This window comes from Wenyingzhuangia gilva (assembly GCF_030519655.1).
GTDB classification, from domain to species: domain Bacteria; phylum Bacteroidota; class Bacteroidia; order Flavobacteriales; family Flavobacteriaceae; genus Wenyingzhuangia; species Wenyingzhuangia gilva.
In genome coordinates, this window is record NZ_JAUMIT010000004.1 from 252,695 (window position 1) to 265,274 (window position 12,580).

Genomic DNA, 12,580 nt, shown 5'->3' on the forward strand with positions numbered 1-12,580 from the left:
ACTTTGTTAAAAAAAAATATATTTATGTAAATTGATTCTAAATAATAAGATATTGATAACTTTGTAGTCTCTAAAATATTTAAGTAAAAAATGAAAAAAAATACTCCAAACGATATTTTCCATTTTGAGAACTTTGTAGCTGGAAGTGAAAAAGCTTTTGAGTATTTCTTTCGTAAATATTATAATCACGTACTTGGTTTTTCAATCAATATTTTAAATGATGAGAAAGAAGCTGAGCATATTGCTCAAGAGGCTTTTGTGAATCTTTGGATGAATAGAGGTAGAATAGAAAAATGTATAGGTATTGAGTCATTCCTATATACTTATGCAAAATCTAAATGTTTAAATTGTCTAAGACATCAAAAAGTAAAAAAACGCTATGTTGACGATTCTTTAAATGCAAAAGAACAGCAATTAAATCATGAAGTATTAAAGTCCATGGAGTTTGATGCTTTTGATTTGGTTGAATTAAAAGATTTGATTCAGCAAGCTATTGATAACTTGCCAAGGCAAACAAAAATAATTTTTGAAAAAAAGCGCTTTCAAGAAAAAATGAATAAGCAAATAGCAGAAGAGTTGGGAGTAAGTGTAAAAACTGTTGAGGCACATATTACCAAAGCTTTAAAGTCTTTAAGACTTAGTTTGTCGTCTTATTTACCTATTTTTTTATTAGCTTTTTTGTTTAATAGTTAATAAAAAGACTAATTTTAAATAGGGTTTTTTAACACATAGGGGTACTAATATATAAGGAGCTAATAACAGTTGTTTTAGTGAGTTTAATGATAAGCCAATGAGTGTTGAAAAAATGAATATTAAATTATTGTATAAATATTTACAAAATAATGCTACAGAAAAAGAAGTAGCAGAAGTTTTTAAATGGATTGAATTATCGGTTGAAAACAAACAACAGTTTTTGTTATTAAAAAAATCTACCTTATTAACTGCAAAAGCTTCTGCAAATTCTCAAAATGCTTTTAAAGTAGTTCAAGAACAAATTCAAAACACAACGGAAAGAAAAACAAGTAATTTCTATAAATACGCTGCTGTTATAGTGGTAAGTGTGGTTATTTCTATGACTTGGTATTTTAAGACCCCAAAAGATATTGAACAGCAGGGTTATGTGGAGTTAGAAATAGAGGGAGGAGAAACAAAAGAGCTTACAGAAACTCATAAAGGGTGGTTAATAAATAAAGTAGGAGTGTTGTTGGCAAAACAAAATCAGCAAGAACTATCGTATCAAAATCAAAATAAGAGGTTAAAGAATCATATTCCTGTACACACATTAAAAGTACCTCATGGAAAAACATTCAAAGTAGTATTGTCCGATGGAACTACAGTGTTTTTAAATGCAGGAAGTTCTTTAAGATATCCTGAATATTTTGATGTAGAAGGTGCTAGAGAAGTTTATTTAAAAGGAGAAGCATTTTTTAATGTGACCAAAGATGAAGCACATCCTTTTATTGTAAAAACACAAGATGCTTTGGTGCAAGTATTAGGTACTCAATTTAACTTGAGTGCTTATGATGATGATGAAACTGTTCATTGTGAGTTGTTAGAAGGAAAAGTACTCTTTTCCAATCTATCAAAAACATCAGTAGCTTTGACTTCAGGAGAACAAGCCTTGGTCAATAAAGGTTCTAGTGATGTTCAAAAATCAACAGTTGCTGTTTCGGAGTATACTTCATGGATGCGAGGTGAGTTAATTTTTAGTGAGACTCCTTTTCCACAGATTGTAAAAAAAATAGAAAGATCTTTTAATGTAAAAATCAACAACCACTATGCTGTATTAGGAAATCAAGTATTTTCGGGTATTATTAAAGTAAAGAATGGTGATGTTAAGGAGTTGTTTGAATTGTTTAAAATAGATACTCCTTTCCAATATAACATTACAGGAACAATTATAGAAATTACCGAGCCACAGCCCTAATATTCTTTAACCTCAAATTTTATGATTTTTTTTAAACTATATAATATTGCAAAAAAAACAATAGTCTTAGTATGTTTTATAGCTAGTCTTACTATGTTTTCGCAAGAAAAAAAGTTGACGTTAGATTATAAAGACAGTCCGTTAGATCAAGTTTTAGAAAGCATCGAAAAACAAACTTCGTATCGGTTTTTATTTAATGCTAACAAAATAGATTCTAAAAGTAAAGTTACTATCATTATAGAAACAAACGATTTAGATTTAGTCTTGTCTATGTTGTTTATGAATTCTGATATAGAATATGTTATCAGAAAAGAACAGATATTATTAACAAAACAGTCAGAAAAATCATTAACATTTGTTACACAAGAGCAAAGAACGGTCAAAGGAAAGGTATTGAATGCCCAAACTAAAGAGCCTTTAATGGGAGTAATGGTATTGGTAAAAGGAACCAGGCAAGGAGCTATTACAAACGAAAAAGGAGAGTTTCAATATTTATTAAAAGGAGCTAACATAAAAAATAAAGTGCTGGTGTTTTCTATGTTAGGAATGAAAAGTCAAGAAACATTAGTAGGTAATCAATCTTTTTTTGAGGTGTTTTTGGAAGCTGAAACTGATTATTTAGAAGAGGTTGTGTTAACGTCTTCTTATGGAACTAAAAAGATAAAAGAAGAGTTAGTAGGGAGTGTAACCACTTTAACAAGTAAAGATATTCAAGTAGAGCAAACATTAGAAAGTGTAGATAAAATGCTTGAAGGTCAGATTGCAGGGGTGTTGATAGAGAATACCACAGGGGTAGGGAATCCGGTAAAAATACATGTTAGAGGACAAGGAAGTTTAACACCTCTAAATAATGCAGTTTTAGGAACATCTACACAGCCTTTAATTATTATTGATGGTGTTATTTTGGCTGAAGAAGCGGCTGTAGATAGTGAGTTTTTTGATGGGAGTGGACGTTTTACCGAAGATTTATTAAATCCTTTAACCCAATTGTCTTCAGAAAGTATTGAGAGTTTTACTGTATTAAAAGATGCTGCAGCCACAAGTCTTTACGGTGCCGATGGTGCCAATGGAGTTATTTTAATTACCACTAAAAAGGGAAAAAGAGGGAAGCCAAAATTTAACTTTTCTACTCAATTGGGAGTTTCTTCGGCAATCAATAGAATTAAATATTTAAATGGAGAGCAATACCATGAACTTAGAAGTGAGTATTTAAAAAATACTACGACCAATTATACTCCAACAACGTATAATGGTGTGGATACCGATTGGTTTAAATTGTTAAATGAGCAAGGATTTTTTAATAGAACAAATTTTGGAGTTTCAGGAGCCAATCAAAAAATATCATATAGAGTTAATGTGGGGTATTCTAAAATAGACGAAGCTCAAAAAGGAAACGAAACAGAACAGCTAAATGCCAGTGTTAATTTAGGATACGAAGTTAAAAAGTTTTCAGCCAGTTTATCATTACAACCAAGTTACTTGCAAAAAACAAATCCTAATATTTATTATAGTTTTGCTTTTGTTCCTACCATCAATCCTTATACAGAAGATGGAGCATTCTCAGAAATAGGAGTTACGGGAATGGCCAATCCTTTAGCAGCAATCGCTCAAAATAAAAATGTTACCAAAACCTATGCATTACTAGGGAGTTTAAATCTAAATTATCAGTTGTCAGATGATTTTAGTGTTTCAACTTTGTTTGGTGTTTCAGCATCTGATAAAGAACAAGATCGATATTTTTCTGGAGCTAATGAAAGTGGAAGAAGTAGTGGTTCTTTTACTTTAAATGGAGTTACTTATCCTAATTGGGGAAGGAGAGTAATTAATGAAAGAAGCAATCATAAGTGGAATTGGCATGCTCAATTAAGTCATCAAAAAAACATCAATAATCAACATTATTTTAACAGTATATTGGGAGTTGAGTTGGCAGCAGACGAGGCTAATTTAGCTTATCAGAGTGGATTAGGATTTGTGAATTATGAGCAAGTAAACAGTGTTGCAAATGCTATTAGAGATGATAATCCTGATACCGTTGTTGATGAATCGACCAACAATCAATCATACAGATCGGATATTAACAACAATTCTAGAGTCTCTATTTTTTCTCAGTTTAATTACAACTTTAAAAAACGATACTTTTTTTTAGCAAACCTACGTAGAGATGAAAGTTCTGTTTTTGGAACAGATACTAGTGTGGCTTATAACGGAGGAGCTGGTGCTAGCTGGATGTTGTCTAACGAGAATTTTTTAACTCATGTGCGTTGGCTTGATTTGTTAAAACTAAAAGTGAGTTATGGAACTACGGGAAATTCTAGAATAGGATCGTATAGATCTAAAGGGTTGTACAATAGCTCTCAAAACGGATATAATGGAAACAAGGGAGCTACCACCTCTACTGCTCCAAACATTGCGCTAGGATGGGAAAAAAACACCAAGTTTAATACAGGAATCGATGTCAACATTTTCCAACGATTAAATCTTTCGGTAGAATATTATTACGATGCTATTTCAGACTTAATAACTAGCAGAAATATTCCATCAGAACTCGGTTATAGTAGCATGCAATTAAATGCTTCGGACATGTACAATAGAGGTTGGGAATTGTCTGCTTTGATGAAATGGATCAGACAAAAAGATTTTAAATGGATGACCTCTTTTAATGTTTCTACAGTAAAAAATAAGGTGACAAAATTAACTGGTTTGGGAAGCGAGTATTCTACTTCAGAACGAGCGTTGGCACAAAAAGTAGGATACAGTACTACGGCTATTTGGGGAATAAAATGGGTAGGTATAGATCCTGCTACGGGAAGAGATTTATTAGAGAAAGAGGGACAAGTATACGATGCAGTTACTTACAATAGATTGCTTTCAGAAGCAGACTGGGAACCCATAGGAAACAGTCAGGCAAAAGCCTATGGAGGGTTTAACAATACGTTTACTTTCTTTAACAAATTAGATGTTTCGGTAAGAGGTTCTTATCAGTTTGGAGGTGATGCGTTGGTGCAAGATGAATTAATATCTAAATACAATATTACATCTAACAGAAACTTATCGATAAACGCTTACGATTATTGGAGACAACAAGGCGATGTTGTTCAGCAACCAGTGGTTACTAGCAACAATCCTCCATTGTCTAATCTTATCAAATATTTATACGATGCTAGTTATATAAAAATCAACAACATCAATATTAAATACAATTTTAACACAAATACACTTCCTTTTATAAAAAGATTATCAGCCTATGTAAACGTCTCTAATGTAGGTTACTGGTATTTAGAAAAAAGCCAAGAAGGAAGAAATGGAATTAGAGAATTTATGTTTACGTATCCGCAATCAAGAACCTTTACGGTAGGAGTAAGTGCTGGATTTTAAAAAAGAGAAATATGAAGAAATATAGCCTCTATATAATCACTGTTTTAATGAGTTTTGGTTTTACAGACTGTAGTGATTTTTTGGAACAAGAAACAGGAAATAGAAGTTCTGTAGACGAGCAATTAGCAACCAAAGAAGGTGTTGTAACAGCGTTGTACGGTGCTTATACATCTTTAGAAAATTTATTGAGAAGTGAGGCTTTTACGGTATATGCCGATTTGCAGGGAGGGAATTTATCTTTTTCTCCTACGGCTTCAGGAACCAATAAAGGTCAAATTTCTGTTTCAAGCAATGTAGAAAATGTCTATGCGTTTCAAGATCTTGCATTGAGTAGCCATTTCAGTTCGTTTTATAGCAGTGCTTATAGTGTTATCAATCAGGTGAATCTTATTTTAGAATTCGTGCCTTTGTTGCCAAATACTAGCGAGCAAGATCAAGCAGCAATACAAGCACAATGCAAAACTATTAGAGGATATGTTCATTTTTTATTGTTGCAGTTGTATGCTCAAAATTATACCTATACAACCGATGCTAGTCATTTAGGAGTGGTGTATCAAACATTAACATTAAATTCTGGAATTTCATATGCTGAAAGAGCAACGGTTAAAGATTGTTTTGATTTTTCAATTAGCGATTTAAATGATGCGATAAGCCTGTATCAGCAAGAAAATACTTTATTGGAAGGGCCTGATTATTCTTACTTTAACAGTTATAGTGCTAAAGCATTGTTGGCTAGAATTTATTTGGCTCAAAACAATTGGGAGCAAGCCTATCAGTTGGCCAACGATATTATAGAAAATAGTGGATTTACATTGAGTTCTTCAGCGACCTATGTTGAAGAATGGGAAAATACTGATGCTCCTATCAACGAAGTTTTATTGGAGTTTTCAGTTCCTAGAGATGCGGAAGGTAATGTGGGGGCTTCAATGTCTGCTTATTACGGAATTAATTCAGTTACCAATTATGGAAAATATGTAGCTTCTTTAGATTTGATCACTCTTTTTGAAGAAAACGATGTGAGAAAAAAATTGTTCATCTCTAATCAACTTGCTACTCTTTACAATGATGAGTTGGTTGATGAAACCTATTACTTTACCAAAAAGTATCAAGACAATGCTGGCTATATCGCTTTTAGATTAAGCGAGTTGTATTTTATTAGAGCAGAAGCAGCGATTTATTTAAAGAATGAGACTGTGGCTATGCAAGATATAAATACTATTAAAGAAAGAGCGGGGGCAGCTAGAATAACAACTACAGCTAATTTACTAGCGGAGCTTTTGCTAGAAAAAAGAAAAGAATTCTGTTTTGAAGGGCATTTGTTTTTTGATATCGCTAGAACCCATCAAAATGTAGAACGAAATCAAGGATGTATTTCTAATGTTTGTTCTTTAAGTTATCCATCACCAAAATTTGTGTTGCCAATTCCTCAATCCAGTATCAATATTAATTCAAATTTAGAACAAAATGAATCGTATTAATATCCAATATTTTTACTTGCTGTTTGCTATGTTGTTAATGGCTTGTTCAAAAGAAGAAGTTGAAACTACTACTATAGACTCTCATGTAAGATTTCATTTTTTAGTGAGTTCTAACAATCAACCTTTGGAATATCCTCAGGTAAGTAGTGGGTTGATTGCTCAGCCATCTTATACACATCAAAGTCTTGTAACGCTAAAAATTCCTGTGGCTTTGTCAGCTAATCAATTAAAAGAAAAGGTAACGGTTTCTTATGAGGTTTATACCGAAAATGAGTTGGATTTAGTGACTATGACTCCTGAAAATCAATTGACTTTTCAGGCTGATAAGTTGGTGGACACGCTGTATGTAAATTTTAATCAGCGTTGGGAAACACCTCAAGGTATTTCAATAAAATTAACTGCAGTTTCTGATGAAACTATTCAGATTGGTGCTTTAAACGATACATATAAAAATGATGAATTTAGTCTGACTCTAGAAAGTGTAAATACTACTTACGCGTTGGTTCAAAATAGAATAGAAATTCAAGGACAACAAGGAGAGCAAGTGCGGTTTGATGTACAGTTTCCTAATGGTTTTGTTACTGATGAAATTGATAATTTACAAATGTTTACAGAGTTAAAAGGGTTTGATTATCGTTTGGAAAAATTATCAGAAAATCCGTTTAAAAAATCCATTACTTATCAGTTAACACTGAATGAGGCTATAGATAATGATGAAGTGTATTACAAAAGCACCGTAGGCTTACAAAGCACCAATTTGTATGCTACCAGTGGAAATAGCATTTTAGAAATTATAAAACCTACTAAAACAGACAGAGATGTTTCGTTAAATACAGCAGCAAATTTTTACAATTTATCCGATCCTTTTCATAGAACTTATGGGGAAAATTGGATGGATAGTAATAATGACGGCGTGTGTAGTTGGCAATCTTTTTTTGCGTTTACCTATCCCGTAGTTGTAAATGCTGACGATGAAAATGCTGTTTTGTATGATGATTTAGGAACTGAAGATCCCTCAGATGATATTTATCATCATGCGTTTAGAATTGGGTTTAACGCCACAACATCCGCAACGGCTACTACAAATTCATTTAATTTAAAAAGATGGTTCAATGGAGAGTCTAGTTCATCACGAAATTCTCCAGGTTTGAATATACAAGAAGCATTAGAGTTTTTTCCAGCAGAGGGAACCAATGCGAAAAGTGGAAAAGTATTAGTAGTTCCTCAAAATATTACTGTAGGAACAAGTGCTGGTAAGAGTTACAATATTGCTATTTCTGGAGAGGGAACTTATAAGGAAATTAGCGAAGGAGTTTTTCAGTTAGATTTTGAATTAAACGCTACCAATCAAGAACTTTTTGGAGGCACTGTTACCTCAGTTTATAAAATATACAATACTTCAAATTATGAAGATCCCGAAGATTTAATCACTAATAATTGTCTTGTTACTTATGATTTATAAAAACTATAAAATACTGTTAATAGCAGTTGTGTCTGTTTTGTTTGGTTCTTGGATAAAAAAGAATGGAACGACTACTGCTGATATTGTTTATTTAAGAAAAGTATATGCAAGTGGAAATACTGCTTTGTGGCCTAAGCCAGATTTACATTCATCTGTAGATACTTTATTGTTTAAAGATATTGGACCGTTACCTAAGGTACCCGATCCTAGTTACAATCCCTATTCTGTAGAGAAAGCTAAGTTGGGAAAAATGTTGTTTTTTGATCCAAGATTGTCGGTTAGTGGACAAATAGCTTGTGCTTCTTGTCACAATCCAGAGTTGGCATGGACCGATAATTCTACTCGTTCATTTGGACATAACAGACAAACAGGTAAGAGAAATGCCATGACTATTTTAAATTCTGGTTATGCAAAAGAATTGTTTTGGGATGGTAGAGCTACTAGTTTAGAAGATCAGGTACGTTTTCCTATTCAAGATCCTTTGGAAATGAATCAGGATATTCATTTAGCAGTCAATACCATCCAAAACATTAAAGGATATCAGCCTTATTTTATAAAAGCATTTGGAGATACGTTGGTTACACAACAAAGAATTCAGTATGCCGTGGCTACTTTTGAAAGAACTGTGAATAGTTATAAGAGTAGATTTGACAAATTTGTGTTGGGAGATGCCAATCAGTATACTGATGAAGAAGTATTAGGACTTCATTTGTTTAGAACCAAAGCCCGCTGTATTAACTGTCATAATACTCCTTATTTTAGTGACAATCAATATCATAATGATGGTCAAACTTTGTTTGGAACAGAGAACGAAGATTTTGGTAGGTATCATGTAACTCAGCAAATGGAAGATTTGGGAAAAATGAGAACTCCAACACTAAGAGAAGTTTCAAGAACAGGACCTTGGATGCATCATGGACACTTTCCTTCTCTTTTAGATGTGGTAGAGTTTTATAATTTGGGAAACCCAGCACCCATTCAAAAAAAATATTTGGGTATAGGAAGAGATTCTTTAATTCCTAATACATCACCAATCCATCAAAAACTATATTTAAACAAAACAGAGATCAAAGCTTTAATTGCTTTTATGCAGACCTTAAAATCCAGTAAGGGAAGAACCTTGTTGCCGGAGTTACCGAATTAAATTAAAATCAACAAAAATTTATAAATATTAAACCTTTTAATTATGAAAAAAACAGTACTTAGTTTCTTAACCATGGTAACGGCTTTTAGCCTAAATGCCCAAGTGGTACAAGTAAAGGAGATTAACAATAGTGGAATATTAAATGCTAGTCCAGCAAATTTATTTGTATATCAGAACCATATTTATTTTGCTGCAGACGATTCAAGTGGATCTAACAGTCCAAATGGTGAAGATTTAGGAAAAGAATTGTGGAAATCTGACGGTACTGAAAGCGGAACTGTTTTGGTAAAAGATCTTAGAATTGGTAGTGACAGTTCTTCTCCTAATCATTTCTTTAACTATAACGATATATTATATTTTTCTGCAAATTCAGGAGGTGGAAACGTATTGTTTTCTACAGATGGAACTGAAGAAGGGACAAATGCAACAGGTGGCCCTTTTATTTTTAATCAGGTAGAATTAAATAACAAGATATATTATGTGAATTCTGTAGATAGTAATAAGCTTTATGAGTTTAACGGAACTTCAGCTAGCACTGTAATCAATGTAGGAACAGGAATAGAAAGTATTGTAGGAGCCAATATTGTTGCTTTTAATAATAAGTTATACGCTTATATGGATTATTCAGAAGATGAACCTACGGTAGGAAGAGAGTTGTATGTTTACGATCCTGAAACAGGAGTTTTCAGTTTGATAAAAGATGTAGATTCAGGAACCGGGGATTCAAGCATTAGTAATTTTACAGTAGTAGCTAACACGTTGTTTTTTGAAGCAAAAAATGCTTTGTGGATGACAGATGGAACTACCGAAGGAACTCAAGCGGTTGAAGTAGCTTTGAGTGTAACAGGAGTAAATAATTTTTATGGTTGGAATGGAACTTTGTTTTTTGAAGGAGATGATGGAGCAGGAGATCAATTGTGGAGTTATACCAAAGAGACCAATGTGCTTACCAAACTGAGTGATGTTGCAGGAGAAAATAGTGATCATGATCCTTCTGATTATGTGGTTTATGAAGGGTATTTATACTACAGTGGAAAAGACGCAAATGATAGTGATAAGCATTTGTTTAGAACCGATGGAACTACTGTTCAGCAAATAGATACAGCTATTAAAGATGTTGATGATTTAGTAGAAATGAACGGAGTTATTTATTTTGAAGGAGATAATGGAACAACAGGGAATGAATTGTATAGTTTTGATCCCGAAAGTTTATCAACATCAAGTGTATTTTCAAAAAGTATAAAAATATATCCAAATCCTGCGCAAGAATATATTGTTGTACCATCAGAGCTTATAGGTAATGAATATTCAATAGTGAATATAACAGGAAGTGTAGTAAAAAAAGGATTTGTTGTATCAGAAAAAATAGATTTAAAACTTTCTTCGGGAGTGTATATTATAAGTTTTAAAACAAGTAAAGGACTTGCAAGTAAAAAACTAGTGATTAAAAATTAAATACAAAAACAAGCCCCTTACTACTCAGTAAGGGGCTTGTTTTTTAGAATATTATCCATTCATTGATATTAAAAATTCTTCATTGTTTCTAGAAGATTTAATTCTGTCTTTGATAAATTCCATGGCTTCCACAGGATTCATGTCTGCCAAGTATTTTCTTAGTACCCACATGCGTTGTACTGTTTTTTCATCTAATAATAAATCATCTCTACGAGTACTAGATTTAATCAAGTCGATAGCAGGATAAATACGTCTGTTGGCAATGTTTCTTTCTAGTTGTAGCTCCATGTTACCAGTTCCTTTGAATTCTTCAAAAATAACCTCGTCCATTTTAGAACCAGTTTCTGTTAAGGCAGTTGCTATAATGGTTAAAGAACCACCACCTTCTATATTACGAGCTGCCCCAAAGAAACGTTTAGGTTTGTGTAATGCATTGGCATCAATACCTCCTGATAATATTTTACCAGATGCAGGTGCAACAGTATTGTATGCTCTTGCCAAACGAGTAATAGAATCTAAAAGAATTACTACATCATGACCACATTCAACCAAACGTTTTGCTTTTTCTAAAACAATATTGGCAACTTTTACGTGTTTTTCTGCAGGTTCATCAAAAGTAGAGGCAACTACTTCTCCACGTACACTACGTTGCATGTCTGTAACTTCTTCAGGTCGTTCATCTATCAATAAAATTAATTGATACACTTCAGGATGGTTAGAAGCAATAGCATTGGCAATGTCTTTTAACAACATTGTTTTACCTGTTTTAGGTTGTGCTACAATCATACCACGTTGTCCTTTACCTATAGGAGCAAATAAATCCATAATTCTTGTAGATAATGAACTTCTACCTCCTGATAAATTGAATTTTTCTTCTGGAAAAAGAGGTGTAAGGTGCTCAAAAGAAACGCGATCTCTAACTTCTTTAGGTGATAATCCGTTTATTTTAGAAACTCTAATTAATGGAAAGTATTTTTCTCCTTCTTTAGGAGGTCTTACATTCCCTTTTACAGTATCTCCAGTTTTTAATCCAAATAATTTTATTTGAGATTGAGACACATATACGTCATCTGGTGATGAAAGATAGTTGTAGTCTGATGATCTTAAAAAACCATAACCATCAGGCATCATTTCTAACACTCCTTCACTTTCTATAATACCATCAAACTCATAGTTAGGGTCTTTTAGACTTTTACCTTTGTTGTTTTTGTTATTTCTATTGGTGTTTTTGTTATTTCTTGGAGGATTATTAGGGTTGTTTTGAGGCTGATTAGGATTGTTATTTCCATTATTTCCTTTATTGTCAGTGTTTTTTTCCTCGTTGTTTTTGTGATTGTTTCTAGGGGCTTTTTGAGGCCTTTCCTGAGGTTTTTCTGTACTTTTAGGATTTTTCTCCTTTGCTTTAAGTACTTCTTTGCTTTCTTCTTTTTCAACAGTAACTGTTTCCTGCGATGTTTCAGGAGTAGATTTAGGCTTTCTAGGTACCCTAGCTTTTTTAACAGGTGTTGATTTGATTTCTTCAGTTGTTTTTTGACTAGTAACTTGTTTTGCAGCTTCGTGAGCTGCTTGCTCATCTAGAATTTTGTAAATCAAATCCAACTTTTTTAGTTGACTGGTTTTTTTTAATCCAATTGTTTTTGCAATTTCCTGCAAATCTGCAAGAGTTTTTGCTTTTAATTGAGAAATTTCGAACATTTAAAATGTGTATAATGAATATTAAAATCTCTTAAAATGGGCAT

General features: G+C 32.8%; 8 protein-coding genes. 7 read left to right on the forward strand and 1 reads right to left on the reverse strand.

Going from position 1 to position 12,580, the window contains the following annotated elements:
• Positions 1 to 90: 90 nt before the first annotated feature.
• The 7 genes from QVZ41_RS09900 to QVZ41_RS09930 all read left to right on the forward strand — a co-directional run bounded on the left by QVZ41_RS09900 (position 91) and on the right by QVZ41_RS09930 (position 10,841).
• A complete protein-coding gene (locus QVZ41_RS09900) occupies positions 91 to 693 on the forward strand; it encodes an RNA polymerase sigma-70 factor (protein WP_302884414.1) in 603 nt (200 codons plus the stop codon).
• Positions 694 to 805: 112 nt separating this feature from the next.
• Complete coding sequence (locus QVZ41_RS09905; RefSeq protein WP_302884415.1) at positions 806 to 1,927, forward strand: FecR family protein; 1,122 nt, start codon at positions 806 to 808, stop codon at positions 1,925 to 1,927.
• A 93-nt stretch (positions 1,928 to 2,020) separates the two neighbouring features.
• Positions 2,021 to 5,302 (forward strand): SusC/RagA family TonB-linked outer membrane protein, encoded by a 3,282-nt coding sequence (locus QVZ41_RS09910; protein ID WP_302884416.1) that lies wholly within the window; start codon positions 2,021 to 2,023, stop codon positions 5,300 to 5,302.
• Positions 5,303 to 5,313: 11 nt separating this feature from the next.
• Positions 5,314 to 6,780, forward strand: a complete 1,467-nt coding sequence (locus QVZ41_RS09915; protein ID WP_302884417.1) for a RagB/SusD family nutrient uptake outer membrane protein — start codon at positions 5,314 to 5,316, stop codon at positions 6,778 to 6,780.
• On the forward strand, positions 6,767 to 8,242 hold the full coding sequence (locus tag QVZ41_RS09920) for a hypothetical protein (RefSeq protein WP_302884418.1): 1,476 nt from the start codon (positions 6,767 to 6,769) through the stop codon (positions 8,240 to 8,242). Before QVZ41_RS09915 ends, QVZ41_RS09920 begins: the two co-directional genes overlap by 14 nt.
• The gene (locus tag QVZ41_RS09925) at positions 8,232 to 9,386 is read left to right on the forward strand and encodes a cytochrome-c peroxidase (RefSeq protein ID WP_302884419.1); all 1,155 of its coding nucleotides are present in this window, start codon (positions 8,232 to 8,234) and stop codon (positions 9,384 to 9,386) included. The genes QVZ41_RS09920 and QVZ41_RS09925 overlap by 11 nt, the downstream gene beginning before the upstream one ends.
• Positions 9,387 to 9,428: 42 nt before the next feature.
• Positions 9,429 to 10,841 carry a T9SS type A sorting domain-containing protein gene (locus tag QVZ41_RS09930; protein ID WP_302884420.1) on the forward strand — a complete coding sequence of 471 codons (1,413 nt, stop codon included), beginning with the start codon at positions 9,429 to 9,431 and terminating at the stop codon, positions 10,839 to 10,841.
• A gap of 51 nt (positions 10,842 to 10,892) precedes the next feature.
• Here QVZ41_RS09930 and rho read toward each other — a convergent pair whose 3' ends face one another.
• Entirely contained in the window at positions 10,893 to 12,536 is a 1,644-nt protein-coding gene (rho, locus tag QVZ41_RS09935; protein ID WP_302884421.1) for a transcription termination factor Rho, read from the reverse strand.
• Between the last annotated feature and the right edge of the window lie 44 nt (positions 12,537 to 12,580).

What these genes read in the sequence shown, in the direction of transcription:
- rho (WP_302884421.1), bottom strand. Translation starts at nt 12,536, where the DNA reads ATGTTCGAAATTTCTCAATTAAAAGCAAAAACTCTTGCAGATTTGCAG.
- QVZ41_RS09900 (WP_302884414.1), top strand. Translation starts at nt 91, where the DNA reads ATGAAAAAAAATACTCCAAACGATATTTTCCATTTTGAGAACTTTGTA.
- QVZ41_RS09915 (WP_302884417.1), top strand. Translation starts at nt 5,314, where the DNA reads ATGAAGAAATATAGCCTCTATATAATCACTGTTTTAATGAGTTTTGGT.
- QVZ41_RS09910 (WP_302884416.1), top strand. Translation starts at nt 2,021, where the DNA reads ATGTTTTCGCAAGAAAAAAAGTTGACGTTAGATTATAAAGACAGTCCG.
- QVZ41_RS09925 (WP_302884419.1), top strand. Translation starts at nt 8,232, where the DNA reads ATGATTTATAAAAACTATAAAATACTGTTAATAGCAGTTGTGTCTGTT.
- QVZ41_RS09905 (WP_302884415.1), top strand. Translation starts at nt 806, where the DNA reads ATGAATATTAAATTATTGTATAAATATTTACAAAATAATGCTACAGAA.
- QVZ41_RS09930 (WP_302884420.1), top strand. Translation starts at nt 9,429, where the DNA reads ATGAAAAAAACAGTACTTAGTTTCTTAACCATGGTAACGGCTTTTAGC.
- QVZ41_RS09920 (WP_302884418.1), top strand. Translation starts at nt 6,767, where the DNA reads ATGAATCGTATTAATATCCAATATTTTTACTTGCTGTTTGCTATGTTG.